Consider the following 25,870-nt stretch of genomic DNA (forward strand, 5'->3'; position numbering starts at 1 on the left):
CACCTGGCTGGTGTGGCGCCCGGAGCCGGCTCAGCCCTGGGTGGGGCGCTTCTGGCGCGCCGGCGTGGCCGCCGCGGCCGAGGCGCTGGCACGCGGCGCGCGCGGCCTGGCGGGGGGGTTGCTCGCCCTGGCGCGCAACGCGGAAGCCAGGGCCTGGCGCGCCCAAGGCTGCATCTGAGCCGGTGACTCCATCGCCTCCGCCGGCACCGTCCAGTAGCTCATCACGGCATGCCGGCCGTCGGCGCCGGTGTACTCGAACGCATGGCCACCGGCGGCCTCGAAGGCCGGCCGGCTGAGGTCGTCGGTCTTCAGGTACAGCGTGTCGCCCGCGATGAGGGCGACGAACACCTCGTCCACGTACAGGCCGTGGCCGCCGAACATGCGGCGCACGCGCACGGGGCCCAGGGGCGCCAGCAGCTCGGCGCACCAGCCGGCGAATTCGTCACGGGGGGAGGGCGTGGCCATGCGCCGAGTGTAGGCACCGCCGGGCTGCCGCACGCAGGCCCGCGGGGCATAAAAAAGGGCTGCCCGGTCGCCCGGGCAGCCCAACATCTCGCGCCATGTGCCGTGTGCCGCGTCCCCACGCGGCGGCACGACGGAGACCTCAGAAGCGTTGCCTCACGCGTGCATCAGAAGTTGTGCTTGATGCCGATGTCGTAGCCGGTCTTCTTCAGGTTGTCGGCCATGTCGTCGCGGTTCTCGCGCACGACGTCGGCGTACACCGTGGTGCGCTTGGACAGGGCGTAGTGGTAGCCCAGGCCCAGCTGCTGGTCACGCACCACGTCGGTGTCGCGGTTCTCCAGGCGGCCGTAGGACACGCGCAGCTCGCCCTGGCCGATCGGCGCGGTGGCCGAGACCAGCCACGAACGCATCTTCTCGTCGGCGCCGTTCTGGCCGGTGCCGAAGAAGGCGCCCAGCTTGGCGAAGCCGAAGTTGTAGCTGCCGTTCACGGTGATCCAGCGGTCGTCCTCGTCGGCCGGGTTCTCGTAGCCCAGGCCCACCACGATCGGGCCGGCCGCGTAGGCGCCACCCAGGCTCCAGGCCCGTTCGTCGGCGGTGCCGGACGCGGGCGTGTTGCCATCGGCCTCGGCCACCTGCGCGCCGACGCTGAAGCCGTTGGCGGCAAAGCGGTAGTTCACCGTGTTGCTGTAGCGCGTGCTGCCGATGCGGCCGGAGATGATGCTGCCGTTGGAGGCCACGGTGTCCGTGCCCCAGGGGTCGGCCACGGTCTGGCTGAAGGTGTAGGCCGGGTTCTCCTCGCGGCCCAGGCTCACGCGGCCGAAGGCGCCCTCGACGCCGACGATGGCCTTGCCTTCCCAGAAGCGGGTGTCGTTGCTCTGCTTGCCTTCGTCGGCATTGAAGCGGTGCTCGATCTGGAACACGGCCTTCAGGCCGTCACCCAGGTCTTCCACGCCACGGAAGCCCAGGCGGCTGCCGGAGCCGTTGCGCACCTCGTGGTTCTTCACGGCGTCGGCCTGCTGCGCGACGGACAGGTCCACGCGGCCGTAGACGGTGACGGAGGACTGGGCGAGCGCGCCACCGGCCAGCGTGGCCAGGGCGAGGGCGATCGCGGTGGAGCGGATGTTGTTCGTCATGACGGTTCCAGGGGTTGGGAGCGGCCAATGTAGGCCGGCCGCTCGGGTCCGCCGGAGGCAGGACGCGGCAACTCTGAATTTCAGAAAACGAAAGAATCGTTTCACTCGATCGTCATCTGGCCGCGTTTCCTATGTGAATCAAGGGTTTACCTGGGTCATGGAGCGGGTGGTACTCAGGGAAAACCCGCTGCACAATCGGGGATTACCGTCTCTTTCGGGCGACACCTCATGAGCTTGCCGTTCCCGCTGAACCTCGAACCCGCCCGCGACAAGGCCACGCTGCGCAAGCAGCTGCAGGCCGAACGCATGGGGCTGCTGGACCGGCACCAGCGCGCCGCGCATCTGCAGGAGGTGCTGCAGGTGTGGCTCATCACGCGCAAGGAGCGCACGATCGGGGCGTACTGGCCCATCAAGGGCGAGTTCGACGCCCTGCCGGCGCTGTACCGCTGGAGCGAGGGCCACGAGGACCGTCGCATCGGCCTGCCCGTGATCGACCGCGAGACCAAGCAGCTGCGTTTCCACGTCTGGTACCCGGGCTGCCCCATGGAGGAGGACGCCTACGGCATCCCCAAGCCCAAGGACACGGAAGAGTTCCACCCCGAGCTGCTGCTGGTGCCCTGCGTGGGCTTCGGCCCGGGCGGCGTGCGCCTGGGCTATGGCGGCGGCTTCTACGACCGCACGCTGGCCGCGCTGGCGCCCCGGCCCGTGACGGCGGGCCTGGGCTATGCGCACGGCCACGTGCCGTGGCTGGAGCCCGAGCCGCACGACGTGCCCCTGGACGCGCTGCTGACCGAGGACGGCGTGTTCTGGCAGCGCAGCGCCTGAGGGCGCCGCGCCCATAAAAAACGGCTCCCCGAGGGAGCCGTGAAGCCGGCCGCCATCCCAACACGATCCGGGAGGCCGGCGCCCGGCCGCCGGTCAGGCGGCCGCACGAAAGGACGCTGTGGAGGTGGCGCGCGTCAGAAGCGCTTGCCGACGCCGATGCTCAGCAGCCACGGATCGACCTTCAGGTCGCCGATCTTGGTGCCGCCCAGGGAGACGTCGGTGCCGATCTGCACCTTCTTGACGTCCACGTTGAACAGCCAGCCGCCACCCAGGGGCACGTCGGCGCCGATCTGCGCGGCCAGGCCGAAGCTGTCCTTCTTCACCGAGGGATCCAGCGGGGCCACGGAAGCGTCCCACTCCACATCGGAGATGTGCGTGTAGTTGATGCCCAGGCCGACGTAGGGACGGAAGCCCATGCCGGTGAAGTGGTACTGCGCCGTCAGGGTGGGGGGCAGGTGCTTGAAGCTGCCGATCTTGGCGCCGGCCGACTCGATGTCGTGCTTCTGCGGGTAGGTCAGGATCAGCTCGAGCGCGATGTTCGGCGTGAAGAAGTAGCTGATGTCGACCTCGGGGAACCACTTGTCGTTGACCGACAGGTCGAGGTTCGGGTTGGTCGAGCCGCCGTTGTCGGAGACGAGGTTCAGCGCGCGGGCGCGGACGATCCAGTCGCCGCTGTCCTGCGCCTGGGCGGCGAAGGGGGTGACGGCGGCGGCCGCGACGGCCAGGGCGATGAGGGAACGCTTCATGGTGAGGTGACTCCTGGTGAGTGGGACCAATGGCTTCGTTGCCATGGCGCCATTGCACCGGGAGCGGCTCGGCTGTCCATTGCGCCAACCCCGCCTGCCACCGGGAAAGCCCTTCTATCAGCACGGGAATATGACGCAGATCAACCGGCGGGGGCCGTGGCGATGCGCCCCCGCCACACCCGCCGCGCCGGCGGCGTCACAGACCCAGGCGGCGGCAGACCTCGAGCGACAGCGCGCTCTGGTTGAGCGTGTAGAAGTGCAAGGACGGGGCGCCGCCCGCGATGAGCCGCTCGCACAGCCGCGTCACCACGTCCAGGCCGAAGGCGCGCACGCTGGCCGTGTCGTCCAGGAAGCCTTCCATCTTCAGCGCGGCCCAGCGCGGGATCTCGATGCCGTCGCGTGCCGCGAACTGCGCGATGCGCGCGTAGTTGTGGATGGGCATGATGCCCGGCACGATGGGCACGTCCACGCCGAGCGCACGCACCTCGTCCACGAAGTGGAAGTAGGCGTCGGGGTTGAAGAAGAACTGGGTGATCGCGCCCGAGGCCCCCGCCTTCACCTTGTCGGCGAAGAACTGCAGGTCGCGCCGTGCGTAACGCTGCTGCGGGTGGTACTCGGGGTAGGCGGCCACCTCGATGTGCCAGTCCGCGCCCTGCGTCTCGCGGATGAAGGCCACCAGCTCGGCCGCGTAGCGGAACTCGCCCGCGGTGGCGGTGCCGCTGGGCAGGTCGCCGCGCAGGGCGACCAGGCGGCGGATGCCCTGGGCACGGTAGGTGGCCAGGATCTCGGCGATGCCCTCCCGCGTGGAGCCCACGCAGCTCAGGTGCGGCGCGGCCTCGAAACCCAGCGCCGCGATGTCGCGCACCGTGGCCAGGGTCTTCTCGCGCGTGGAGCCGCCGGCGCCGTAGGTGACGCTGAAGAACTCCGGCTCGACCGCGGCGAGCTCGCGCACGACGGTCTTGAGCTTGTCGCTGCCCACCGGCGTGTTGGGCGGAAAGAACTCGAAGCTCACCGGCACGCGCCGGGGCAGGACAGGGGAGGTGCTCATGGGGAATCGGGTGCGGGCGAGGCCAGGCGGGCCTCGATGAAGAACTCGCGGTTGCCGTCACCGCCGGTGGTGGGGCTGTCGCGCCAGGCGACGACCTGCAGCCCCAGCCGCGCGCAGGCCTTGCGCAGCTTGGCCTCCACGTGGCCGTAGGCGGCCGGGCTCTTGACCAGGCCGTTCTTGCCGATGTCGACCGGCTGCAGCTCGAACTGCGGCTTGACGAGGAACAGCAGCGTGCCCTCGGGCGCGAGCAGCGGGATGAGCGCCGGCAGCACCAGCGTCAGCGAGATGAAGGACAGGTCGCCGGTGATGAAGCCGAAGCCCCCGGGCGGCAGCGGCGCCCCGGCATCGACCAGCTGCCCGCGCGTGAGCGAGCGGGCGTTCACGCCCTCGAGGCAGGTGACGCGCGGGTCGGCCGCCAGGCGGGGGTGCAGCTGGCCGTGGCCCACGTCGACACCCACCACGTGGGCGGCGCCGGCGGCGAGCAGCACGTCGGTGAAGCCGCCGGTGCTCTGGCCCACGTCCAGCGCGGTGGCGCCGTGCAGGTCGAGCCCGGCCTCGCGCAGCACGCCCTCGAGCTTCAGGCCGCCGCGCGACGCCCAGCGCAGCTCGGCGTCGTCGGTGACCTCGAGGGCGCAGCCGTCGGGCAGCTCGTCGCCCGCCTTCTTCGGCACCACCCAGCCCTGCGGCCCCAGCCAGCGCACGGCCCCGCGCTCGATCAGCCGCTGCGCGGCCGAGCGGCTGGGGGCCAGGCCCTGGGCGACGAGAAGTTGGTCTGCACGCATCTGTGTCGGGCGCAAAGGAGTTGCCCGGCGGCTGCCGCGGATCCGGCTTGGCCGGTCCGCTGGCAGCGCCCCCCTGAGGGGGAGGCGCCGGAGGCGCTTCGGGGGTGGGTCAGTACCGGTAGGTGTCGGGCTTGTAGGGGCCCTGCTTGGGCACGCCGATGTAGGCGGCCTGCTCGTCCGTCAGCTCGGTCAGCTGGGCGTTGAGCTTCTTCAGCTGCAGGCGCGCCACCTTCTCGTCCAGGTGCTTGGGCAGCACGTACACCTTGCCGGCCTGGTAGGCCTCGGGCTTGGTGAACAGCTCGATCTGGGCGATCGTCTGGTTGGCGAAGGAGCTGCTCATCACGTAGCTCGGGTGGCCCGTGGCGCAGCCCAGGTTCACCAGCCGGCCCTTGGCCAGCATGATGATGCGCTTGCCCGGCTTGCCATCCACGCCCGGGAAGATGACGTGGTCGACCTGCGGCTTGATCTCCTCCCACTGGTACTGCTCCAGCGAGGCGATGTCGATCTCGTTGTCGAAGTGGCCGATGTTGCAGACGATCGCCTGGTCCTTCATGCGGGCCATGTGCTCGTGCGTGATCACGTGCTTGTTGCCGGTGGCCGTGACGAAGATGTCGGCCTGCGAGCAGGCGTCCTCCATGGTCACCACGCGGTAGCCTTCCATGGCCGCCTGCAGGGCGTTGATGGGGTCGATCTCGGTCACCCACACCTGGGCCGACAGCGCACGCAGCGCCTGCGCCGAGCCCTTGCCCACGTCGCCGTAGCCGCACACCACGGCGACCTTGCCGGCGATCATCACGTCGGTGGCGCGCTTGATGCCGTCCACCAGGCTCTCGCGGCAGCCGTAGAGGTTGTCGAACTTGCTCTTGGTGACGGAGTCGTTCACGTTGATGGCGCGGAACAGCAGCGTGCCCTTGGCGCTCATCTCGTTCAGGCGGTGCACGCCGGTGGTCGTCTCCTCCGTCACGCCGATGATCTGCGCGCTCTTGCGGGTGTACCAGGTCGGGTCCACCGCCAGCTTGGCCTTGATCGCGGCGAACAGCTCGCGCTCCTCCTCGCTGCCCGGGTTCGCCAGCACGCTGGCGTCCTTCTCGGCGCGCTGGCCCAGGTGCATCAGCAGCGTGGCGTCGCCGCCGTCGTCCAGGATCATGTTCGGGCCTTCGCCGGCGCTGCCGGCCGGGCCGAAGTCGAAGATGCGGTGGGTGTAGTCCCAGTAGTCCTTGAGCGACTCGCCCTTGTAGGCGAACACCGGCGTGCCGGTGGCCACCAGCGCCGCGGCGGCGTGGTCCTGGGTGGAGTAGATGTTGCACGAGGCCCAGCGCACCTGGGCACCCAGGGCCTGCAGCGTCTCCACCAGCACGGCGGTCTGGATGGTCATGTGCAGGCTGCCGGTGATGCGCGCTCCCTGGAGCGGCTGGCTCGCGGCGAATTCCTCGCGGATGGCCATCAGGCCGGGCATCTCCGTCTCGGCGATGCGGATTTCCTTGCGGCCCCAGTCGGCCAGGCCGATGTCGGCGATGGCGTGCTCGGGGGCGGTGGTGGGCAGGGCAGCGTTCATGGCTTCTCCAGGGTCGGGGCGTGACGGGGTGACCCGCGGCGCGCGCGATGGACGTGGAGAGAACCGGATAGAAAACGCGACTCACCCACGACACCGAGCGGTGCGGGTGAGCGCCGTTGCAGAGGTCAAACGCTCCGAGCCTGGGGCCAGTGGTGTCGGCCTTGCAACGCTCCTCGGAACGAGGCCGAGATTCTAGCGCCGCGCGGCCCGGCGTGTGGCCGCGCGGCGTGAAGGAATCGAGCCGCCGGCCGGCTCAGGACGACTGGGCGGACGCCAGCTGGTCGTCGCCGATGCTGGGCACCAGCGAGGGCCGGCCCACGATCAGCGGGTCCACCGGCCCGATCGTGGCCAGGTCGCGCGCGGCGTAGGGCAGGCGGTGCAGCACGTAGCGCATGGCGTTCAGGCGCGCGCGCTTCTTGCAGTCGCTCTTGATCACCGTCCAGGGGGCGTCGGAGGTGTCGCAGTGCAGGAACATGGCCTCCTTGGCCCGGGTGTAGTCGTCCCACTTGTCCAGGCTGGCCTGGTCGATGGGCGAGAGCTTCCACTGCTTGAGCGGGTGCAGCTCGCGCTCCTTGAAGCGGCGGCGCTGCTCGGCGCGGCTGACCGAGAACCAGAACTTGAACAGGTGCACGCCCGAGCGCACCAGCTGGCGCTCGAACTCGGGCGCCTGGCGCAGGAACTCCTGGTACTCCGCGTCGGTGCAGAAGCCCATCACCCGCTCCACGCCGGCGCGGTTGTACCAGCTGCGGTCGAACAGCACGATCTCGCCGGCCGTGGGCAGGTGCTGGATGTAGCGCTGGAAGTACCACTGCCCGCGCTCGACCTCGCTGGGCTTCTCCAGCGCCACCACGCGCGCGCCGCGGGGGTTCAGGTGCTCCATGAAGCGCTTGATGGTGCCGCCCTTGCCGGCGGCGTCGCGGCCCTCGAAGACGATCACCACCCGCTGGCCCGTCTCCTTCACCCAGGCCTGCAGCTTCAGCAGCTCCACCTGCAGGCGGTACTTCTGCTTCTCGTAGGTGGCGCGCGTCAGCAGGTGCCGGTAGGGGTACTTGCCCTCGCGCCAGCCGGGCGCGAGTTCGACATCCGCCTCGCTCGGCACCTCGGCCACCTCGCGCGGGAACAGGGCCTGGCGCAGGGCGCGGCGGTCGTCCGGCGAGGCGCCTGCCAGCAGGGTGCGCAATTCGCCCAGCGGTCCGCTGCCGTCACGGTGGTCGCGCGCCAGGATGTCGGCCACCACGGCGGCCTGCACGCCGCGTGCGCCCGAGGTGGCCGCGGCCACCGTCTCGGCGGCCACGGTGGCGCGGGTGCGGCGGGGCGTGCGCTCGGCGGGTGCCGGGGTCACCGGCGTCGTCGGTGCGGCGGTGGCGGGCCGCGCCGTCGCCCGCCGACGCGGGGCGGCCGGGGGTGCCTCGGCCGGGGTGGCCGTGCGCCGGCGGGTGCGGGGGGTGGCAGCGGTGATCGGGTCCTTGGCCATGGCGGCGAGCCCGCAGAAGTGGGCCGTGGAGGGTGGTGGACCTGCCATCATCCGCCCGCTGCCGGCCGGGGCGCCTTGATGGCAGTCAACGTGACGCCCAGGTGACAGGGCCGGTGCGGGGTCAAGCCGGCCCGGCGCTGTGTGACACTGGACCGATGCCGTCGCCACCTGCCCGCCCCGCCGTTGCCTGCCCCGAGGGCGCCCGGCCGTGGTCGCAGGCGCCGGCCACCGCGCTGGCCGGCCTGGCGGGCGTGCTCACCGACATCGACGACACGCTCACCCGCGACGGCGTGGTGGAGCCCGCGGCGGCGCAGGCGCTCGGTCGGCTGGCCGCCGCCGGCCTGCCGGTGATCGCTGTCACCGGCCGCCCCGCCGGCTGGAGCGAGGACGTGCTGCACACGCTGCCCGTGGCGGCGGTGGTGGCCGAGAACGGCGGCGTGATGCTGCGCCGCGCGCCGGGCGGGCGCGGCCTGCAGCGGGATTTCGTGCAGCCCGACACCGAGCGTGCGCACAACCAGCGCCGGCTGGCCGACTGCGCCGCCGCGGTGCTGCAGGCCGTGCCCGGTGCCACGCTGGCGCGCGACAGCGCGGGCCGGCTGACCGACATCGCGGTGGACCACAGCGAGTTCGCCCACCTCGGCGAGGCGCAGATCGACGCCGTGCTGGCGGTCATGCGCGCGCACGGGCTGACGGCCACGGTGAGCTCCATCCACGTCAACGGATGGATAGGCGGCCACAGCAAGTGGACGGCGGCCGAGTGGGCCGTGCCCACGGTCACGGGCCGGCCGCTGGCGCCGGCGCAGTGGCTGTACGTGGGCGACTCCACCAACGACGAGCCGCTGTTCCAGCGCCTGCCGTGGTCGGTGGGCGTGGCCAACATCGTGCGCTTCTGGCCCGTGCTGCGGCATCGCCCGGCCTACGTGACGGCCGGCGAGCGCGGGCAGGGCTTCGCCGAGGTGGCGGCGGCCCTGCTCGCGGCCCGCGGCGCCGCGGCGGCATGCGCGTGATGCCGTCCCCCTGGCGCGCGGCGGCGGCGCTGGCGCTGGCCGCGGCGGTGTCGCTGGGCCTGGCACGCTTCAGCTACGCGCTGCTGCTGCCCGCCATGCGGGCGGACCTGGGGTGGAGCTACTTCACCGCCGGGGCGATGAACACGCTCAACGCCGCCGGCTACCTGGTCGGCGCGCTGCTCATGCCCTGGGCCATGGCACGCGCCGACGCGCGCCGCCTGATGCTGGCGGGCGGCGCGCTGGCGGCCGCCGCGCTGGCCGCGCACGGCCTGGCCCCGGGCGACACGGCGCTGTACGCACTGCGCTTCGTCACCGGCGTGGCCAGCGCAGCCAGCTTCGTGGGTGGCGGCCTGCTGGCCGCGCGCCTGGCCGCCTCGCCGGCCGTGGGCACCCGCGGCGGCCTGGTGCTGGGGCTGTACTACGGCGGCACGGGCCTGGGCATCGTGGGCGGTGCGCTGTGGCTGCCGGGCTGGCTGTCGCCCGGGGCCCTGGGCGAGCCGGCGCTGGCGTGGGGCGCGGCCGCCTGGCGCAGCGCCTGGCTGGGCCTGGCGGTGCTGGCAGCCGCCGCCACGGCGCTGTGCGCGGCGGGCACCCGGCAGCTGGCCGCCCCGCCAGTGGCGCGCAGCCCCGCGGCGCGTGCGCCCCTGGCGCCGCTGGCCGCGGGCCTGGCGGGCTACCTCTGCTTCGGCCTGGGTTACATCGGCTACATGACCTTCATCGTCACGCTGCTGCGCGAGCAGGGTGCCTCCACCGGCGTCGTGACGGCGTTCTACACCTTGCTGGGGCTGGGGGTCTGCGGCAGCTCCTGGCTGTGGGCCGGGCTGCTGCAGCGCCACCGCAGCGGCCGGCCGATGGCGCTGCTCAACGGCCTGCTGGCCGCGGCCACTGCGCTGCCGGTGCTCAGCGCGCACCCGGTGGCCGTGTTCGCCAGCGGCACGCTGTTCGGGTCGGTGTTCCTGTCGGTGGTGGCGTCCACCACCGCGCTGGTGCGGCACAACCTCCCGCCCGAGGCCTGGGCGCGTGGCATCGCCGCCTTCACCATCGTGTTCGCCGCCGGGCAGATCGTCGGGCCGGGGCTGGTCGGACGCATCGCCGACGGCGCCGGCGGCCTGGCGCGCGGCTTCCTCATCAGCGCGGCCGTGCTGGCCGCGGGTGCCGGGCTGGCCCTGGCACAGCGGGCCGGGGCGCGCCCACCGTGAAGCGCAGTCAGCCGGCCAGACCCAGGAAGGCCTCCAGGCGACCGCGTTCCTCGTCGAGCGCTGGCGGGAAGGCCGGATCGCGCGGCGCGCGGCCGCTCACGTAGCCCGCGTCGAGCGCCAGCTGGCCACCCTGGACGGCTGCATTGGCCCAGCCCACCACCTCGCCGCGCCACAGCAGCGGCAGGGCGTAGTAGCCGAGCTGCCGGCGAGGCGCCGGGGTGTAGGCCTCGAAGCGGTAGGCCCAGCCCCAGAAGAGCTCGAAGCGGCGGCGGTCCCACACCACCGGGTCGAACGGCGCCAGCAGGTGCACGCGCTCGGGTACCCGGTGGCGGCGCGAGCCGGGGTCCTCTCCGTCGGGCCAGTACCAGTCCACGCCGTCCACGCGCGCATGGGGCAGCCGGGCCTTGGCGCGCGCCAGGGCGGCCGCGCGGCCGCTGTCCCACTGCGGGGCGCCGCCGCGCAGCAGGCCCAGCAGCTGGCCCAGGCTGGCGGCGGGCAGCGGCGCGTACTTGGCCACCACCAGGTCCACCAGCGCGTCGAGGCGCGCCACGACCTCGGCCGGGTCGTCCACGGGCGGCATGGCGTCGCGCGCGGCATAACACCGCGTGCCGCCCTCACGCCGGGCCACGCGCAGCAGGCCGCGGTAGTGCATGCCGTCCAGCAGCTGCGTGCTGGCATTGGACGACCCGCCGAACCAGTTGCGCGTCTTGCCGTGGGCGAAGGCGGCGTCCACCTCACGCGGGTGCACGCAGCCGCGCGCGCGCACGAAGTCCAGCACCTCCTGCGCCTGGCGCCACCGCTCCGGTGGCCACGCGGTGCGGGCGGTGCGCGGGTGCATCAGCGCGGCATGCCGGCGCGGCAGGAAGCCGTAGTTGACGAAGAAGTCCTCCTCCACGGCCAGGCGGGCGTAGCGGCGCTCCAGGTCACCGGCAAGGTAGCCCGTGACCCGGTGGCGCAGGGTGAGGTCCTGGGCCCGGGCGGGCGCGCGGATCGGGTCGGCCTGCACGAACCCCAGCCGCTCGATGGCGCGCGGCAGGGTGGTGGGCGTGAACAGGCTGCGCGCCAGGGCATGGCGGCGCAGGTCGTCGAGCGTGAGGGGGCGCGGCATGGACCGCGCATGATGCCCAAAAAGCGACGGGCGCCCTGGGGCGCCCGTGGGGGAGGGGCGCGAGTCGAGCTGCGCCCGGGAACCGATACCGCGCCATGCGCGGCGGGCTTACAGCCCGGCGGCCGCGCGCAGCGCCGCGGCCTTGTCGGTCCGCTCCCAGGTGAACTCCGGTTCCTCGCGGCCGAAGTGGCCATAGGCGGCGGTCTTCTGGTAGATCGGGCGCTGCAGGTCCAGCATCTGGATGATGCCCTTGGGCCGCAGGTCGAACAGCTCGTTCACCAGCTCGGCGATGCGCTCGTCCGGGACCACGCCGGTGCCTTCGGTGTAGACGGTGACGTTCATCGGCCGGGCCACGCCGATGGCGTAGGCCACCTGGATCTGGCACTGGCGCGCCAGGCCGGCGGCCACCACGTTCTTGGCCACGTAGCGCGCCGCGTACGCGGCGGAACGGTCGACCTTGGTCGGGTCCTTGCCGCTGAAGGCGCCACCGCCGTGCGGGCAGGCGCCGCCGTAGGTGTCCACGATGATCTTGCGGCCGGTGAGGCCACAGTCGCCCTGCGGGCCGCCGATGACGAAGCGGCCGGTCGGGTTGATCAGGAAGCGCGTGTCCTTCAGCCACTCCTTGGGCAGCACCGGCTTGATGATCTCCTCGATCACCGCCTCGGTGAACTCGGGCTTCATCTTGGCGCCGTCGCTCATCTCTGGGCTGTGCTGGGTGGACAGCACCACGGTGTCCACCGAGTGCGGCTTGCCGTCCACGTAGCGCATGGTCACCTGGCTCTTGGCGTCCGGCCGCAGGAAGGGCAGGCGGCCGTCCTTGCGCAGCTGGGCCTGGCGCTCCACCAGGCGGTGGGCGTAGTAGATGGGCGCGGGCATCAGCTCGGGCGTCTCGTCGCAGGCGTAGCCGAACATCAGGCCCTGGTCGCCGGCGCCGATGTTCAGGTAGTCGTCGCTGGCGCGGTCCACGCCTTGCGCGATGTCATTGCTCTGCTTGTCGTAGGCCACGAGCACGGCACAGCCCTTGTAGTCGATGCCGTACTCGGTGTTGTCGTAGCCGATGCGCTTGATGGTGTCGCGCGCGACCTGGATGTAGTCGACGTGCGCATTGGTGGTGATCTCGCCGGCCAGGACCACCAGGCCCGTGTTGGTGAGCGTCTCCGCGGCCACGCGCGAGACCGGGTCCTGCGTGAGGATGGCGTCCAGGATCGCGTCCGAGATCTGGTCGGCGACCTTGTCGGGGTGGCCTTCGGAAACCGATTCCGAGGTGAAGAGATAATCGTTCGCCACTGCGGGTGTGCTCTTGCGGTTGCGGGTTCGTCGAAGCAGCCCGGGGTCGGGCTTCGCGTCGCTCCACTTGGCAACCTGGCAAGGTGGCGAACGCTTTAGCGGTATTTGGCCGCCATGGTGGCGTGCCACCCGGCAGGCAGTCGGTGGAACACCGCCTGCGTCGCCCCGCAAGTTGTCCTGTTAACTCGGCGACCGGCGCATTATAGAGACGCCTCCTTTTCCGGTATGACCCTGATTCTGCGCTGGCTGTCCCGCTGGCCGCTGGCCCGGCTGCACGCGCTGGGGGCGGCGCTGGGCTGGCTCACCTGGGCCCTGTCGCCCACCTACCGCCGCCGCATGGCGGCCAACGTCGCGCTGGCGGGCGTGGACCCCGCGGACGCCCGGCGCGCCGTGGCCGAAGCCGGCCGCATGGCCGCCGAGGTGCCGTGGCTGTGGCTCATGCCGGAGGGCGAGCGGCTGGGCGAGCGCGTGCGCTGGGAAGGCGCCGAGGTCATCCGCGATGCGCTGGCCGCCGGGCGCGGCCTCATCCTGCTCACCCCGCACCTGGGCAGCTTCGAGGTGGCCGCCCGCTCCGCCGTGGAGCACTTCGACGCCCCCATCACCGTGCTGTACCGGCCGGCGCGCCAGCCGTGGCTGCGCCAGCTGGAGGAGACCGCCCGCGCGCGGCCGCAGATGGCCACGGCCCCGGCCTCGCTGGCGGGCGTGCGCCAGATGCTGAGGGCGCTGCGCCGTGGCGAGATGGTGGGCCTGCTGCCCGACCAGGTGCCGCCGCTGGGGCAGGGCGTGTGGGCGCCGTTCTTCGGCCGCCCCGCCTACACCATGACCCTGGCCGCACGCCTGGCGCAGCAGACCGGCGCGGCCGTGGGCCTGGCCTGGTGCGAGCGCCTGCCGCACGGGCGCGGTTTCGTGGTGCGCCTGCAGGCCCTGCCCGGCCCCTGGCCCGAGGACGACGTGGCCGCCGCCACGCGCGTGAACGAGGCGATGGAGCGCGCGGTGCGCGCGCTGCCGTCGCAGTACCTGTGGGGCTACCACCGCTACAAGTCGCCGCGCCGCCTGAGGCCGGATGAAGGAATGGAGACACGATGAGTGCTGCGCTGCAGAACGCCGCGGCGAAGGGGGTGCTGGCGCTGCTGCGCGTGGTGCACCGCTGGCCGCTGGGCGTGCAGGCGCGACTGGGGTGGACGCTGGGCGCGCTGCTGCACGCGCTGGCCCGGCGGCGCCGGCGCATCGCCGAGCGCAACCTCGATCTGTGCTTCCCCGCCTGGCCCGCCGAGCGCCGGCGCGCGGTGGTGCGCGAGCACTTCGGCTGGCTCGGCCGCAGCCTGGTCGAGCGCGGGCTGCTGTGGTTCGCGCCGGCCGAGCGGCTGAAGTCGCTCATCCACGTGGAGGGCGACGTGCAGTTCGCCGAGCGCCACGACGGGCCCGTGATGTGGCTGGTGCCGCACTTCATGGGCCTGGACGTGGCCGGGGTGGCCACGCTGCTGTACCAGGGCCGCTACGCCGCGTCCATCTACCAGCGCCAGAGCAACCCGGTGTTCGACGCCGCCATGCGCGCCGGCCGCCTGCGCTTCGGCAACGCGGAGATCTTCTCGCGCCACGAGAAGGCGCTGCCGCTGATGCGTGCCATCAAGCGCGGCGCCGCCTTCTTCAACCTGCCGGACATGGACTTCGGCGCCCGGGACGCGGCCTTCGTGCCCTTCTTCGGCGTGCCGGCTGCCACGCTGCTGGCGCCGGCCCGCATGGCCGCCAGCCTGCGCATGGTGGTGCAGCCCGTGGTGGCCGAGATCCTGCCCGGCGGGGCCGGCTACCGCGTGCGCTTCCTGCCGCCCTGGACCGATTTCCCCGGCGCCGACGACGAGGTGGCCGCCACCCGCCGCATCAACGCCTTCATCGAAGGCGAGATCGCGCGCAACCCGGCCCAGTACCTGTGGGTGCACCGGCGCTTCAAGACCCGGCCGAAGGGCGAGCCGAAGCTCTACTGACGCTTCGGCCGGGAGCAGCCGTCAGTAGCTGATTTCCAGCGAATAGGTGCCGGCAGGGCCCACGGGGCCCGAGGCGTACGTCACCCGCAGGTACACGGGGCCTTGCACCGTGCAGGAGGTGACGGGGTCCATCTGGCCCACGCCGTTGCGGCTGCTGGCGATGGTGCGGTTGTTCTTGTCCACGAGCGCCAGGTTGTAGTCGCCCGACGGGTTGGGCGCGAGCGTGGCGGCGATGCATTCGCCTCCGGGGATGTAGCCGACGCGGTAGACGTCCACATCGGACGTGGACGCCATGGTGCCCTGGACCAGGGGCAGCTTGTTGGGATCGACGGCCTGGGCCGATGCCAGGGTGTTGTTCGGTTCCCGTTCAATGACCACGGTCATGGCATGCACCGCGGTCGCGGCCAATGCCATGGCGCCGGCAAGTGCCCAGGTACGCTGGAAGAAGCAAGAATGGATCATGGTGGTGCAGATAGGTCTGCGCCTTGTTGTTGTCGCCGGCAGGCTCGCGCCATGGCCCCCGGTCATCCCTCCCACACGGGCATTGTGCGGACGGGTCGCCCTGGCGCAAGCGTGAGAACGAGGGGGGTCGATAATCCCCCCATGCGTGTCCGCTTCACCAAGATGCACGGCGCCGGCAACGATTTCGTCGTGCTCGATGCCACCCGTGCGCCGCTCGACCTGAACCCCGCCCAGCTGCGCCGGCTCGGCGACCGGCGCTTCGGCGTCGGTGCCGACCAGATCCTCGTCGTGGAGCCGGCCTCCCGGGCCGATGTCGACTTCCGCTACCGCATCTTCAACGGGGCCTCGGGCGCCGAGGTGGAGCATTGCGGCAACGGGGCGCGCTGCTTCGTGCGCTACGTGCGCGAGCACGGCCTGACCACCCGCGACACCGTGCGCGTCGAGACCCTGAACAACCTGCTGGAGCTGCATGCGCAGCCCGACGGCCGGGTCACGGTGAACATGAACCGGCCCGTGTTCGAGCCGGCGCAGGTGCCGTTCGACAGCGAGGGCCTCACGCCGCGCGAGCTCGGCGGCATGCCGCTGTGGCCGCTGGAGGTGCCCGACGACCGGCGCAGCCGCAAGGCCGGCACGCGCCAGGTGGAGGTGGCGGTGCTGTCCATGGGCAACCCGCATGCGGTGCTGCGCGTGGACAACGTCAACGAGGCGCCGGTGGCCGAGCTCGGCCCGCTGCTGGAGGCCCACCCCCGCTTCCCGCGCAAGGTGAACGTGGGCTTCCTGCAGGTGCTGGGCCGCTCGCAGGTGGCGCTGCGCGTGTTCGAGCGCGATGCCGGCGAGACGCTGGCCTGCGGCACCGGCGCCTGCGCGGCCGTGGTGGCCGGCATCCGCCTGGGCTGGCTGGACAGCCGCGTGGACGTCGACATGCGCGGCGGCCGCCTGACCATCGAATGGGCCGGGGCCGAGGCCACCGGCGACTGGGCCCCGGTGTGGATGACGGGCCCGGCCGAGACCGTCTTTGAAGGAGAGATCGAGCTGTGAACGCAACCACCTCGCTCGGCGTGCAGGGCATCACCGAGGACGACATCGCCACCTACCTGGCGCAGACGCCCGGCTTCTTCGAGCGCCATGCCGAGCTGCTGGCCTCCATCCAGCTGGCCAGCCCGCACGGCGGGCGCGCGGTGTCGCTGCAGGAGCGGCAGATGGACATGCTGCGCGAGCGCATCAAGGGCCTGGAGCGGCGCATCATCGAGATGATCCGCGCCGGCCACGACAACGAGGCGCTGGTCGGCAAGATGCACCGCTGGACCTGCGCCGTCATGCTCGCCCGCAGCGCCAGCGTGATGCCGCAGGTGCTCATCGAGGAGCTGAAGCACGAGTTCATGATCCCGCAGGCGGCGCTGCGCGTGTGGAACGTGGCCGAGCCGCATGCCGGCATGCCGTGGGCCCAGGCGGTGAGCGACGACCTCCGGACTTTCGCGGCCAGCCTGGCCCAGCCCTACTGTGGCCTGAACTCCGGCTTCGAGGCCGCCGCCTGGCTGGCCGCCGACGGCGCGCCGCCGCAGTCGCTGGCCCTGGTGCCGCTGCGCCTGGGCTCGGCGGCGGGCGAGTGCTTTGGCCTGCTGGCACTGGGCTCGCCCGACGCGTTGCGATTCCAGAGCGACATGGGCACCGAGTTCCTGCAGCAGGTGGGCGACATCGCCAGCGCCGCGCTGGGCAAGCTGCTGTGAGCCCCCACGCCCCCTCCCGGGGGCGCCTTGCAGGCCGCGCCGGGCACGGAGGCCCGGCCCCTCGGCAGGCACGGACAGTCCTCAGGACTGTCCATGTCCGGCCTCGGCCCCCCGAGGGGGCTCGCGCAGCGGACCGGCGGAGCCGGATCCGCGCACGCCACTGGGGGTGCGACGGCTGCTGCGCAGCGCCGCCGGCCCATCGCGGTTAGGCCCGGCTGTGGTTGTCGAGACCTACCTTACCCACCTGCGCGCGGAGCGCCATCTGGCGCCGCGCACGCTGGCGCTGTATGCCGATGCGCTGCGGCGGCTGGTGGAGGGTGCGCAGGGGCTCGGCGTGGCGCTCGCCTCGCTGCAGCCGCACCATGTGCGCGCGCTGATGGCGCAGGCGCATGGCACGGGGCTGTCGCCCCGCAGTCTGGCGCTGCTGCTGTCGGCCTGGCGCGGCTTCTACCGCTGGTGGGGCCGGCAGGGTGGCGTGGCGCTCAACCCGGTGGACGGCGTGCGGCCGCCCAAGGCGCCCAAGCCGCTGCCCAAGGCGCTGGCGGTGGACCAGGCGGTGGCCCTGGCCGAGCAGGCGCCCGCCGCCGACGACCCCGCCCTGGCCGCCCGCGACCACGCCATCGTCGAGCTGCTGTACGGCAGCGGACTGCGTGTGGGCGAACTGGTGGGGCTGGATGTGCAGCCGGGTGCGGCCTCGGCCGGCTGGGTGGACCTGGCCGGCGCCGAGGCCCAGGTGCGCGGCAAGGGCGCCAAGTGGCGCAGCGTGCCGGTGGGCGGCCCGGCGCGGCAGGCGCTCGCGGCCTGGCTGGCGTGGCGCGCGGGCATCGCGCGGCCGGAGGAACCGGCCCTGTTCGTCAGCCAGCGTGGCACCCGGCTGTCCGACAGCCAGGTGCGCTCGCGGCTGAAATCACTGGCGCTGCAGGCCGGCCTGCCCACGCAGGTGCACCCGCACATGCTGCGCCACAGCTTCGCCTCGCACCTGCTGCAGTCCAGCGGCGACCTGCGCGCCGTGCAGGAGCTGCTCGGCCACGCCGACATCCGCACCACCCAGGTCTACACGCGGCTCGACTTCCAGCACCTGGCCAAGGTGTACGACGCCGCCCACCCGCGCGCGCGCAAGCGCTGAGCCCGCCGGTGTGCGTCCGCGGCCGCGCCGCGGGCCCGGCGCTGGGCGTCACTTGCCCGTGGAATGCATCAGCGTGATGGTGCTGCCGCCGCCTTCGCTGGCGGGGCCGACGTGCACCTGCATGCTTTCCTGCACCGGCTTGTCGCGCACGATCATGAGCTGCAGCTCGCCGTTGCTGGAGGAATCGACCACGGTGGCGCCTTCGCCGCGGCCCTTGAGCTGGCCGCGGTACCACTCGGCCACCTTCTGCGGCGCCGCGTCCGAGCTCAGCTCCACGCTGGCCATGCTCATCTCGCCGTTGCGCATGCGCGTGCCCTTGTCGGCCACCGGCTGGGCGCCCGGGTAGAAGGGCAGGCCCAGCTCCTGCTCGGTGACCTTGGCATTGCCCATCTCCATCTTGAAGGCCTTGCCGTTCTCGTCCGTGCCCTCGGCGGTGACGCCGCCGGAGGACAGATCGACCTTGGCGTTGCCGCCGTTCTGGTTGATCTGCGCCTCGATCATCTTCTCGGCCGCCTTCTCGGAGGTGGCCTCGCTCACGCTGTCGGCCACCTTGCCGCAGCCGGCCAGCAGGCCGGTGGCGAGCATGGCCGCCAGGGCGGTGGTGAGCAGGGCGGTGCGGGGCGAGTGGGTGGACATCGGTTCTCCTCCAAAGGTGTGTCGTGGCGAAATTGTCCGTGCCCGCAGGGCAGCGGCGGGCACGCTGCACCTGCAGATTAGGGATGCCGGCCGCCCGTCCCGCCGCTGACGCCATCCATCGCGCGCGTGGCGCCATCCGTCGCATGGGCAGCTGCCACGCCCGGGGGGCCGCACAGAATGCCGGCGGCCGCCCCGGCCGGAGGAGAGTCCCGTGCGCCCTGTGTTCCTGCGTACCGCCTGCGTGGCGGCGTGTCTGGCCGCTGCCACCCTGGCGGCGCCAGCGGCTGCCGCCGATCCCACCCCTGCGCTGCCGTCCGCGGCGCCCGCCTCGGCGGTGGCCAGCACGGTCGACGCCGTGCCCGCCATCCGCCCGGTGGACGACGCCTGGCGCGCCGCGCTGCCCCTGGACGCGCAGGCGGCTACCCGTGCCTACCTGGACCGCCTGTCCCCTGAGGCCAAGGCGCGCTCGGATGCCTACTTCGAGGGCGGCTACTGGCTGCTGCTGTGGAACATGCTGCTGGGCGTGGCCATCGCCGCGCTGCTGCTGTGGACGCGACCGTCCACCGCAGTGCGCGACTGGGCGCGCCGCGTGGCGCCCTGGCGCTGGCTGGCCGATGCGATGTACGGCGGCGCCTATGTGGCCGCCAGCTCGGTGCTGGCCTTCCCGCTCACCGTGTACCAGGGCTTTGTGCGCGAGCACGCCTACGGCCTGGCCACCCAGGGCTTCGGCGCCTGGCTGGGCGAGCAGCTCATCGGCCTGGCCGTGGCCGTGGTGATGACGGCTGTCGGCGTGGCCGTGCTGTACGCGGTGCTGCGCCGTGCGGGTGAACGCTGGTGGATGTGGGCCACGGGCGTGGCCGTGGGCCTGATGGCGCTGGGCGTGCTGGTGGCGCCGGTGTGGATCGACCCGCTGTTCAACACCTACCGGCCGGTGGAGGACGGGCCGGTGAAGCGCGCGGTGCTGGCCATGGCGCACGCCAACGGCGTGCCCACCGACCAGGTGATGGAGGTCGACGCATCACGGCAAACCACGCGCGTCAGCGCCAACGTCTCGGGCATCGGCGGCACGGCCTCCATCCGCCTGAACGACAACCTGCTGCGCCGCTCCAGCGAAGCCGAGATCCGCGCCGTGATGGCGCACGAGATCGGCCACTACGCCATGGGCCACGTGCCGCAGACGCTGCTGCAGTTCGGCGTGCTGCTGTTCGCGGGCTTCGGTGCCTCGGCGTGGGTGATGCACCGGCTGCTGCGCCGCTACGGCGAGCGCTGGCGCCTGCCAGGTGGCGCGGCCGCGGTGGCCGACGTGGGCTCGCTGCCGCTGCTGGTGGGCGCGCTCGGCGTGTTCATGTTCCTGGCCACGCCGGTGACCAACACCATCGTGCGGACCATGGAAAGCCACGCCGACCTCTGGGCGCTCAACCTCGCCCGCGAGCCGCATGGCGAGGCCGAGGTGCTGCTCAAGCTGGCCGAATACCGCAAGACGGAGCCAGGCCCCTGGGAGGAGTTCATCTTCTTCGACCACCCCAGCGCGGCCACGCGCATCGGCATGGCGATGCGGTGGAGGGAGCAGCAGTTGCCGTGATCGACGGCTGAACGTGTCGGCCCCGCCCTACTGTGTCGGGATCTGGAAGAGGATCTTGAGACCTTCTCCATCATTGACGACGATGTCCGGCCACCGATCGCCATTGAGGTCGGCCAGCGCGAAGGATTCGGCGTGGACATAGGCAATTGGGAGCATGTACCTCAACTGTGAAATCACCTGTCCGTCGGCCTGAGGCAAGTACGCTGAAATCGATTGCCAACCGTCATGGAAAACGACCAGATCGCGAACGCCATCATCGTTCATGTCCGCCGTGTCCATGGCTCCCGGAGCATGGTCGGCAGCGAGCAGCTCGACGGGCTCGGCGAGCAGACCGGAGGCATCCTGGTAGTAGATTCCAAAGACTGCACGTTCGTAGTTGCCTCCCGTGGAGGCCACGATGTCGAGCCGACCGTCGGCGTTGGCGTCGAACAGCTCGGCGTCTTCCCAGGCGGTCGCCCCGAAATACGGCACCTGCACAGTGGTCAGGGGCTGGGTCTCGCCGAAGACGCCGGGGGCTGACTGCTCGATCCACACCTGCTCCGGCCCGCGCCCGCAAGTGCACCACGCCACGAAATCCACGAGGCCGTCACCACTGAGGTCACCCACGGTCATGCCCGCGGCGCCACCCCCGGTCAACACGGGCCGTTCGTGCGTCTTCGAGAACGACCCATCATCTTGCTGCGTCCAGACCACCAACGTGGGTGGTTGTGATCCTACGTCGCTGCGGCCTAAACCCACCAAATCCTGTAGCCCGTCGGCGTCGACATCGGCGATCTTGATGGCAATACTGAAGTCAGTGGTGACCCAATGGGCCGATGGGGCCAACTGCGAGCGTGCCCCTTGCGCCGAAAGGATGGTCACGCCGCAGTTTTCCCAGTAGCCGCTCTCGCTATAGGCACTGATGACCAGTTCCTCCCAACCGTCCCCGTTGATGTCGCTGGATCGCATAGCCGAGTGGCGGCAATACGATTCGTTCATCGGCACGTCATACGCTGGCGCGAACTTGCCGTGGCCCAAGCCGCGCAGCACGCTGGTCCGGGTCGGAAACTCGCGCGCCACGGCAAGATCGAGCAAGCCGTCACCGTCGAAGTCGCCCACCGCCACCGGCGCGTCGGACCCATGGGTCTCGAATTCGACCAGGGTCTCGAGGCGCATCGGCCACGACTCGGTCGTGAACTCGAGAAAGGGTTGCTGGGCGGGGGGGATCACTCCCAACTCTCGGCCGGACTGGCCGCGCACACTGGGCGCCAGCATCACGCGGTAGTGGGTACCTGGCCGCAAGCGATCAACGGGCGTCAGAGTGATGAGATTGCCGGAGACCTCCGTCCTCGTCGCGACCACCTCCGCGTCCGTCGTGAGGGCGACGGAATCGGGGGTGACGCTCGCCGCGTCCAACGGCTCACCGAATCGGATCACAACCGCACTCAGTATTGAAGCTTCGGCCCGCTCAGGTGAAGTCATGCCTTCCAAGTAGAGGGTCATGTTGGATCCATCACCGCCGCCCCCTGCACCGCCGGCCCCTGCACCGCCGCACCCGGCGAAGAGCGTCACGACAGCTAGACAGGCAAGCCAACAACGAGCACGTTTGCGGAACATGTTTCCCTTCCCTTCTGTATCCACACCCGGCGCCCCTGGCCGGTCACTTTGAGCCACATTCTGCATGTGTCCTGTCGGCGTCCGCTGACCTGCGGCGGCAGATTCCGCTCGGATGGTGGCGCGCCGGGCCAACGACTGGCACAGCCCGATGCGATCAGCGGTGGGCTCAGGCCAATGGCCTTCAGAATGGCATCGCGGGAAGGCCACCCATAGTGATTCCCCAGATGCGGGTCAGCGCCCGGCCTGACACGCCCTTCGTCACCTCGGGGGCCTTCACTGGGGAGCCCTCCAAGGCCGATCCGGACAAGCCGTTGGATGCGCGCACGACGGCCGGGATCGAGGTAGTTTCGGACTTGGCCTGTGCCCGGGAGGTGCTCTCGCCAACGTGGCCCATGGCAACTGTGAAACGCTTTGCGCTACAGATGGGCACCTGAGTTGACGCTACTGGCCACCTTGAGCGAAAACCGACAGGGCCGCTGGGACCGCCGCTGCCCCCTCTGCATCCTGTCGCCCCATCCCGCAGCCTGTCGCATCCCCCGCGACGCCCCGGCGGGCAGCCCCTACAGTGTCTTACATCACCAAGACACCACGAGGTGTGCCCATGACCACCTGGGATGACCGACAGCCGATCTACCGGCAGCTTGCCGACCGCCTGGCCGGTGCGCTGCTGGACGGCGAGCCGCCGGAGGGCGAGCCGATGCCGTCCGTGCGGGCCCTGGCCGCGCGCTTCATGCTCAACCCGCTCACGGTGGGCCGGGCGCTGCAGGCCCTGGCCGACGACGGCCTGCTGGACAACCGGCGCGGCGTGGGCCTGTTCGTGCGCTCCGGTGCGCGGGACCGGCTGCGCGAGCTGGAGCGCGAGCGCTTTCTGGCCCACGAATGGCCGACGCTGCGCACCCGGCTGCGCCGCCTCGGCCTGCGCCCCGCCGACCTGCAGCTGAACGACCTGCGCCCGGACGACACTGCCGGCGACGACACGAGGAGGACCGCCTGATGACCGCGCACCAAGACCCCCTGATCCAGGCCCGTGGCCTGGGCCTGCAGTACGGCCGCAAGCGCGCGCTCGACGGGCTGGACTTCACCATCGGCCGTGGCCGCGTGGTGGGCCTGCTGGGCCACAACGGCGCGGGCAAGACCTCGCTGATGAAGGCGCTGGTCGGCCTGGCCGACCACGAGGGCTCGCTGCAGGTGCTGGGCATGCAGCCGCGGCGCGACCGCGTGGCGCTGCTGCAGCAGGTGACCTACATCCCCGACGTGGCCATCCTGCCACGCTGGGCGCGGGTGGAGCAGCTCATCGAGCTCATGGCCGGCCTGCACCCGCGTTTCTCTGCCGAGCGCGCCCGCACGCTGCTGCGCCGCACCAGCGTGAACCCGGCCGACAAGGTGAAGTCGCTCTCGCGCGGCATGGTGGTGCAGACGCACCTGGCGCTGATCGCCGCGGTGGACGCCAGGCTGATGATCCTGGACGAGCCCACGCTCGGCCTGGACGTGCTCAGCCGCAAGGCCTTCTACGAGATGCTGATCGACGAGTGGTGCGACGGCGAGCGCAGTGTGATCATCTCCACCCACCAGGTGGAGGAGATCGAGGGCCTGCTGTCCGACGTGATGATGCTCAACGAGGGCAAGCTGGTGCTGGACATCCCGCTGGCCCAGATCGACGAGCGCTTCGTGGCCCTCAAGCACGACCCGCATGCGGCCGAGGCCATCGCCGCCGCGCACCCCATCCTGCGCTACCGCCAGCAGGGCGAGCCGGCCGCGCTGTTCGACGGCCCGCCGCCCGAGCAGGTGGCCGCGCTGGGCCGCCCCATGCGCCCCAGCCTGGTCGACCTGTTCGTCGCGCTGACGCGCGCCCCCGAGATCAACCCGCAGCGTTGAAAGGCCCCGCCATGACCGCGATGTCCACCTTCCCCACCCTGCTCCAGCGCGAGTGGATGCAGCACCGCCTCGGCTGGTGGCTGCTCGGCGCCGTGCCCCTGGCCGTGATGGTGCCGCTCATGCTCTTCGGCGAGATCCGCATGGGCAACGACCGCCCGTCGTCGCCGGAGACCGTGGCCCTGATGATCGGCGCGGGTTACACCTTCTTCGTCATGGTGCTCGTGCTCGGCGCCGTGGCCATCCAGGCGCCCGGCCTGGCGCGGCGCGACCAGCAGGACCGCTCGATCGAGTTCTGGCTGTCGCTGCCCATCGGCCACGTGCCGGCGCTGGGCGCCACGCTGCTGATGCACTGGGTGCTGCTGCCGCTGCTGGCGCTGGGCCTGGCCGCCGCCGGCGGCGTGGTGGCGGCGCTGATCGCCGTGGTGCGCGTCAATGGCGTCGACGCCCTGGTGCACATGGAAGGCGCCGCCCTGCTGATGCTGTGGCTGGGTGTCACCGCGCGTCTGGCGCTGGGCGTGGTGCTGGGGGCGCTGTGGCTCTCGCCCTTCCTCATGGGCGGCATGGCGGCCTCGGCCTGGCTCAAGCGCTGGGGCGTGCCGGTGGTGGGCGGCGGCCTGGTCCTCGTGGCCGTGCTGCTGGCCAACCTGTACGGCCAGCCCTGGCTGCTGGACCAGCTGGGCGCGCAGCTCGAGCACTTCGGCTGGGCCGTGGTGCCCAGCCAGCAGGGCAGCGACGACATCGACCAGATCCCGTTCCCCAGCGAGGGCGCGCCGGCGCTTGGCGGCTGGCTCTGGCAGGACACGCTGCTGGCGCTGGGCGACCTGGCATCGGTGCGTTTCGTGGCGGGCCTGGCCATCGCCGGCGCGGCGTTCGCCCTGCTGGTGTGGAAGCGCCGCCGCGGCTGAGCCGCACCCCGTTGCGGTGGGGCCTCCGACAGGCTCAGGCCGAACGGACCTCTCCACCGTTCGGGCTGAGCCTGTCGAAGCCCCGGCCGCAGGCCGGCGCCACCCCGCCCACGGCGCCAAGGCGACAATCACGCCATGAAAGTGATTCGCCTGCGTGAAGGCAAGGAACGTTCGCTGCTGCGGCGCCACCCCTGGGTGTTCGCCGGCAGCATCGCCAAGGGCCAGGCCGATGCCGGCGAGACGGTGCGCCTGGAAAGCCACGACGGGCGCTTCCTCGCCTGGGCGGCCTTCAGCCCCAGCTCCCAGATCCGCGCCCGCGCCTGGACCTTCGACGAAAACGAGCGCGTGGACCACGCGTTCTTCAAGCGCCGCATCGGCGCCGCCGTGGCCCTGCGCCAGCGGCTGGCGGTGGCCAGCGACGGCGTGCGCCTGATCCACGGCGAGGCCGACGGCCTGCCCGGCCTGGTGGTGGACCGCTACGGCGACCTGCTCTCGGCCCAGTTCTCCTCGGCCGGCACCGAGCGCTTCAAGCAGACCATCGCCGACGTGCTGCTGCAGGCCACGGGCTGCACCCGGCTCTACGAGCGCTCGGATTCCGGCGTGCGCGGGCTGGAGGGGCTGCCGCCGGTGACCGGCTGGCTGCGCGGGGCGGACGTGGCGGGGGGCGACACCACCGTCACCATCCGCGAGCACGCCTGGCAGCTCACGCTGGACGTGCACGAGGGCCACAAGACCGGCTTCTACCTGGACCAGCGCGACAACCGCGCGCGCCTGGCCGACTGGGTGCGCCGCTTCGGCTGCCGCCGCGTGCTGAACTGCTACAGCTACACCGGCGGCTTCAGCGTGGCCGCGCTGGCCGGCGGCGCCGAGCAGGTCACCAGCGTGGATTCCTCCGCGCCGGCCCTGGCCCGCGCCACCGCCCACGTGGCGCTCAACGGCTTCGACCCCGCGCGGCACCGCGCGGTGGACGCCGACGTGAACGCCTTCCTGCGCGAGGCGCTGAAGAACGGCGAGACCTACGACGCCATCGTGCTGGACCCGCCGAAGTTCGCGCCCACGGCGTCGCACGCCGAGCGCGCGGCGCGCGCCTACAAGGACATCAACCGCCTGGGGCTGAAGCTGCTGGCGCCCGGCGGCCTGCTGCTCACCTTCAGCTGCTCGGGCGGCGTGGGGGCGGAGCTGTTCCACAAGATCGTCGCCGGCGCCGCCATGGACGCGGGCGTGGACGGCGCCATCCTGGCCCGCCTGGAAGGCGCGCCCGACCACCCCACCACGCTGATGTTCCCCGAGGGCGAGTACCTCAAGGGCCTGGCGATCCTGAAGAGCTGAGCCCGCGGGTCGGCCCCGACCCCC

At 71.8% G+C, this 25,870-nt stretch carries 25 protein-coding genes and 1 riboswitch; of the genes, 13 read left to right on the forward strand and 12 right to left on the reverse strand.

The features are described 5' to 3' along the window. Positions 1–30: 30 nt before the first annotated feature. Together ACE3UN_RS06505 and ACE3UN_RS06510 are read right to left on the reverse strand one after the other, a co-directional pair. Entirely contained in the window at positions 31–465 is a 435-nt protein-coding gene (locus tag ACE3UN_RS06505) for a TfoX/Sxy family protein (protein WP_374674098.1), read from the reverse strand. Positions 466–629: 164 nt separating this feature from the next. After that, on the reverse strand, positions 630–1,595 hold the full coding sequence (locus ACE3UN_RS06510) for a porin (protein ID WP_374674099.1): 966 nt from the start codon (positions 1,593–1,595) through the stop codon (positions 630–632). 228 nt (positions 1,596–1,823) lie between these two features. Between ACE3UN_RS06510 and ACE3UN_RS06515 the strand changes: the two genes are divergently transcribed. Further along, a complete protein-coding gene (locus tag ACE3UN_RS06515; protein WP_374674100.1) occupies positions 1,824–2,420 on the forward strand; it encodes a 5-formyltetrahydrofolate cyclo-ligase in 597 nt (198 codons plus the stop codon). A gap of 134 nt (positions 2,421–2,554) precedes the next feature. Here ACE3UN_RS06515 and ACE3UN_RS06520 read toward each other — a convergent pair whose 3' ends face one another. From ACE3UN_RS06520 to ppk2, 5 genes are all read right to left on the reverse strand, one after another. Beyond that, positions 2,555–3,166, reverse strand: a complete 612-nt coding sequence (locus ACE3UN_RS06520; RefSeq protein WP_374674101.1) for an OmpW family protein — start codon at positions 3,164–3,166, stop codon at positions 2,555–2,557. A gap of 196 nt (positions 3,167–3,362) precedes the next feature. Further along, positions 3,363–4,214, reverse strand: coding sequence for a methylenetetrahydrofolate reductase [NAD(P)H] (gene metF, locus ACE3UN_RS06525; protein ID WP_374674102.1), 852 nt, complete (start codon positions 4,212–4,214; stop codon positions 3,363–3,365). Continuing rightward, positions 4,211–4,996: a TlyA family RNA methyltransferase gene (locus tag ACE3UN_RS06530; RefSeq protein ID WP_374674103.1), complete on the reverse strand. Its 786-nt coding sequence runs from the start codon at positions 4,994–4,996 to the stop codon at positions 4,211–4,213. The genes metF and ACE3UN_RS06530 overlap by 4 nt, the downstream gene beginning before the upstream one ends. Before the next feature lie 109 nt (positions 4,997–5,105). Next, a complete protein-coding gene (ahcY, locus tag ACE3UN_RS06535; RefSeq protein ID WP_374674104.1) occupies positions 5,106–6,551 on the reverse strand; it encodes an adenosylhomocysteinase in 1,446 nt (481 codons plus the stop codon). A 101-nt stretch (positions 6,552–6,652) separates the two neighbouring features. Further along, positions 6,653–6,732: riboswitch (S-adenosyl-L-homocysteine riboswitch) on the reverse strand. Positions 6,733–6,804: 72 nt separating this feature from the next. After that, the gene (gene ppk2 / locus ACE3UN_RS06540; RefSeq protein ID WP_374674105.1) at positions 6,805–8,025 is read right to left on the reverse strand and encodes a polyphosphate kinase 2; all 1,221 of its coding nucleotides are present in this window, start codon (positions 8,023–8,025) and stop codon (positions 6,805–6,807) included. Between the two features lie 155 nt (positions 8,026–8,180). Between ppk2 and ACE3UN_RS06545 the strand changes: the two genes are divergently transcribed. Both ACE3UN_RS06545 and ACE3UN_RS06550 read left to right on the forward strand, forming a co-directional pair. After that, positions 8,181–9,032: an HAD-IIB family hydrolase gene (locus ACE3UN_RS06545; protein ID WP_374674106.1), complete on the forward strand. Its 852-nt coding sequence runs from the start codon at positions 8,181–8,183 to the stop codon at positions 9,030–9,032. Next, entirely contained in the window at positions 9,023–10,231 is a 1,209-nt protein-coding gene (locus tag ACE3UN_RS06550; RefSeq protein ID WP_374674107.1) for a YbfB/YjiJ family MFS transporter, read from the forward strand. Before ACE3UN_RS06545 ends, ACE3UN_RS06550 begins: the two co-directional genes overlap by 10 nt. Positions 10,232–10,238: 7 nt before the next feature. On the opposite strand, the gene ACE3UN_RS06555 is transcribed toward ACE3UN_RS06550, so the two are convergent. Then, positions 10,239–11,339: a DNA glycosylase AlkZ-like family protein gene (locus ACE3UN_RS06555; protein ID WP_374674108.1), complete on the reverse strand. Its 1,101-nt coding sequence runs from the start codon at positions 11,337–11,339 to the stop codon at positions 10,239–10,241. A gap of 108 nt (positions 11,340–11,447) precedes the next feature. Continuing rightward, entirely contained in the window at positions 11,448–12,626 is a 1,179-nt protein-coding gene (gene metK, locus ACE3UN_RS06560) for a methionine adenosyltransferase (protein WP_374674109.1), read from the reverse strand. A gap of 225 nt (positions 12,627–12,851) precedes the next feature. Here metK and ACE3UN_RS06565 point away from each other — a divergent pair, with 225 nt between their 5' ends. Both ACE3UN_RS06565 and ACE3UN_RS06570 read left to right on the forward strand, forming a co-directional pair. Next, positions 12,852–13,712: a lysophospholipid acyltransferase family protein gene (locus ACE3UN_RS06565; RefSeq protein ID WP_374674110.1), complete on the forward strand. Its 861-nt coding sequence runs from the start codon at positions 12,852–12,854 to the stop codon at positions 13,710–13,712. Further along, complete coding sequence (locus ACE3UN_RS06570; RefSeq protein WP_374674111.1) at positions 13,709–14,608, forward strand: lipid A biosynthesis acyltransferase; 900 nt, start codon at positions 13,709–13,711, stop codon at positions 14,606–14,608. Before ACE3UN_RS06565 ends, ACE3UN_RS06570 begins: the two co-directional genes overlap by 4 nt. A 21-nt stretch (positions 14,609–14,629) precedes the next feature. Here the strand turns inward: ACE3UN_RS06570 and ACE3UN_RS06575 are convergent, their stop codons facing one another. Beyond that, the gene (locus tag ACE3UN_RS06575; protein WP_374674112.1) at positions 14,630–15,070 is read right to left on the reverse strand and encodes a hypothetical protein; all 441 of its coding nucleotides are present in this window, start codon (positions 15,068–15,070) and stop codon (positions 14,630–14,632) included. Positions 15,071–15,211: 141 nt separating this feature from the next. Between ACE3UN_RS06575 and dapF the strand changes: the two genes are divergently transcribed. From dapF to ACE3UN_RS06590, 3 genes are all read left to right on the forward strand, one after another. Then, positions 15,212–16,108, forward strand: coding sequence for a diaminopimelate epimerase (gene dapF, locus ACE3UN_RS06580; RefSeq protein ID WP_374674113.1), 897 nt, complete (start codon positions 15,212–15,214; stop codon positions 16,106–16,108). Next, positions 16,105–16,797: a DUF484 family protein gene (locus ACE3UN_RS06585; protein WP_374674114.1), complete on the forward strand. Its 693-nt coding sequence runs from the start codon at positions 16,105–16,107 to the stop codon at positions 16,795–16,797. The genes dapF and ACE3UN_RS06585 overlap by 4 nt, the downstream gene beginning before the upstream one ends. Positions 16,798–17,014: 217 nt before the next feature. Further along, positions 17,015–17,923: a tyrosine-type recombinase/integrase gene (locus tag ACE3UN_RS06590; RefSeq protein ID WP_374674115.1), complete on the forward strand. Its 909-nt coding sequence runs from the start codon at positions 17,015–17,017 to the stop codon at positions 17,921–17,923. 48 nt (positions 17,924–17,971) lie between these two features. Here ACE3UN_RS06590 and ACE3UN_RS06595 read toward each other — a convergent pair whose 3' ends face one another. Then, positions 17,972–18,559: a hypothetical protein gene (locus tag ACE3UN_RS06595; RefSeq protein WP_374674116.1), complete on the reverse strand. Its 588-nt coding sequence runs from the start codon at positions 18,557–18,559 to the stop codon at positions 17,972–17,974. Between the two features lie 211 nt (positions 18,560–18,770). On the opposite strand from ACE3UN_RS06595, the gene ACE3UN_RS06600 reads away from it, so the two are divergent. Then, positions 18,771–20,141, forward strand: coding sequence for a M48 family metallopeptidase (locus tag ACE3UN_RS06600; RefSeq protein WP_374674117.1), 1,371 nt, complete (start codon positions 18,771–18,773; stop codon positions 20,139–20,141). Positions 20,142–20,168: 27 nt separating this feature from the next. On the opposite strand, the gene ACE3UN_RS06605 is transcribed toward ACE3UN_RS06600, so the two are convergent. Further along, a complete protein-coding gene (locus ACE3UN_RS06605) occupies positions 20,169–21,623 on the reverse strand; it encodes an FG-GAP-like repeat-containing protein (RefSeq protein ID WP_374674118.1) in 1,455 nt (484 codons plus the stop codon). A gap of 715 nt (positions 21,624–22,338) precedes the next feature. Between ACE3UN_RS06605 and ACE3UN_RS06610 the strand changes: the two genes are divergently transcribed. The 4 genes from ACE3UN_RS06610 (at position 22,339) to ACE3UN_RS06625 (ending at position 25,846) form a co-directional block, all read left to right on the forward strand. Next, a complete protein-coding gene (locus tag ACE3UN_RS06610; RefSeq protein ID WP_374674119.1) occupies positions 22,339–22,731 on the forward strand; it encodes a GntR family transcriptional regulator in 393 nt (130 codons plus the stop codon). Further along, positions 22,731–23,612: an ABC transporter ATP-binding protein gene (locus ACE3UN_RS06615; RefSeq protein WP_374674120.1), complete on the forward strand. Its 882-nt coding sequence runs from the start codon at positions 22,731–22,733 to the stop codon at positions 23,610–23,612. Before ACE3UN_RS06610 ends, ACE3UN_RS06615 begins: the two co-directional genes overlap by 1 nt. An 11-nt stretch (positions 23,613–23,623) precedes the next feature. Then, positions 23,624–24,517, forward strand: coding sequence for a hypothetical protein (locus ACE3UN_RS06620; protein WP_374674121.1), 894 nt, complete (start codon positions 23,624–23,626; stop codon positions 24,515–24,517). A gap of 135 nt (positions 24,518–24,652) precedes the next feature. Then, entirely contained in the window at positions 24,653–25,846 is a 1,194-nt protein-coding gene (locus ACE3UN_RS06625) for a class I SAM-dependent rRNA methyltransferase (protein WP_374674122.1), read from the forward strand. Positions 25,847–25,870 lie beyond the last annotated feature (24 nt).

Origin of the sequence: Ideonella sp. (assembly GCF_041918995.1) — a bacterium.
Lineage (GTDB): Bacteria > Pseudomonadota > Gammaproteobacteria > Burkholderiales > Burkholderiaceae_C > Ideonella.

Coding starts and splice junctions, on each gene's coding strand:
- ACE3UN_RS06505 (WP_374674098.1), bottom strand. CDS start 465: ATGGCCACGCCCTCCCCCCGTGACGAATTCGCCGGCTGGTGCGCCGAG.
- ACE3UN_RS06510 (WP_374674099.1), bottom strand. CDS start 1,595: ATGACGAACAACATCCGCTCCACCGCGATCGCCCTCGCCCTGGCCACG.
- ACE3UN_RS06515 (WP_374674100.1), top strand. CDS start 1,824: ATGAGCTTGCCGTTCCCGCTGAACCTCGAACCCGCCCGCGACAAGGCC.
- ACE3UN_RS06520 (WP_374674101.1), bottom strand. CDS start 3,166: ATGAAGCGTTCCCTCATCGCCCTGGCCGTCGCGGCCGCCGCCGTCACC.
- metF (WP_374674102.1), bottom strand. CDS start 4,214: ATGAGCACCTCCCCTGTCCTGCCCCGGCGCGTGCCGGTGAGCTTCGAG.
- ACE3UN_RS06530 (WP_374674103.1), bottom strand. CDS start 4,996: ATGCGTGCAGACCAACTTCTCGTCGCCCAGGGCCTGGCCCCCAGCCGC.
- ahcY (WP_374674104.1), bottom strand. CDS start 6,551: ATGAACGCTGCCCTGCCCACCACCGCCCCCGAGCACGCCATCGCCGAC.
- ppk2 (WP_374674105.1), bottom strand. CDS start 8,025: ATGGCCAAGGACCCGATCACCGCTGCCACCCCCCGCACCCGCCGGCGC.
- ACE3UN_RS06545 (WP_374674106.1), top strand. CDS start 8,181: ATGCCGTCGCCACCTGCCCGCCCCGCCGTTGCCTGCCCCGAGGGCGCC.
- ACE3UN_RS06550 (WP_374674107.1), top strand. CDS start 9,023: ATGCGCGTGATGCCGTCCCCCTGGCGCGCGGCGGCGGCGCTGGCGCTG.
- ACE3UN_RS06555 (WP_374674108.1), bottom strand. CDS start 11,339: ATGCCGCGCCCCCTCACGCTCGACGACCTGCGCCGCCATGCCCTGGCG.
- ACE3UN_RS06565 (WP_374674110.1), top strand. CDS start 12,852: ATGACCCTGATTCTGCGCTGGCTGTCCCGCTGGCCGCTGGCCCGGCTG.
- ACE3UN_RS06570 (WP_374674111.1), top strand. CDS start 13,709: ATGAGTGCTGCGCTGCAGAACGCCGCGGCGAAGGGGGTGCTGGCGCTG.
- ACE3UN_RS06575 (WP_374674112.1), bottom strand. CDS start 15,070: ATGATCCATTCTTGCTTCTTCCAGCGTACCTGGGCACTTGCCGGCGCC.
- dapF (WP_374674113.1), top strand. CDS start 15,212: ATGCGTGTCCGCTTCACCAAGATGCACGGCGCCGGCAACGATTTCGTC.
- ACE3UN_RS06595 (WP_374674116.1), bottom strand. CDS start 18,559: ATGTCCACCCACTCGCCCCGCACCGCCCTGCTCACCACCGCCCTGGCG.
- ACE3UN_RS06605 (WP_374674118.1), bottom strand. CDS start 21,623: ATGACCCTCTACTTGGAAGGCATGACTTCACCTGAGCGGGCCGAAGCT.
- ACE3UN_RS06610 (WP_374674119.1), top strand. CDS start 22,339: ATGACCACCTGGGATGACCGACAGCCGATCTACCGGCAGCTTGCCGAC.
- ACE3UN_RS06615 (WP_374674120.1), top strand. CDS start 22,731: ATGACCGCGCACCAAGACCCCCTGATCCAGGCCCGTGGCCTGGGCCTG.
- ACE3UN_RS06620 (WP_374674121.1), top strand. CDS start 23,624: ATGACCGCGATGTCCACCTTCCCCACCCTGCTCCAGCGCGAGTGGATG.
- ACE3UN_RS06625 (WP_374674122.1), top strand. CDS start 24,653: ATGAAAGTGATTCGCCTGCGTGAAGGCAAGGAACGTTCGCTGCTGCGG.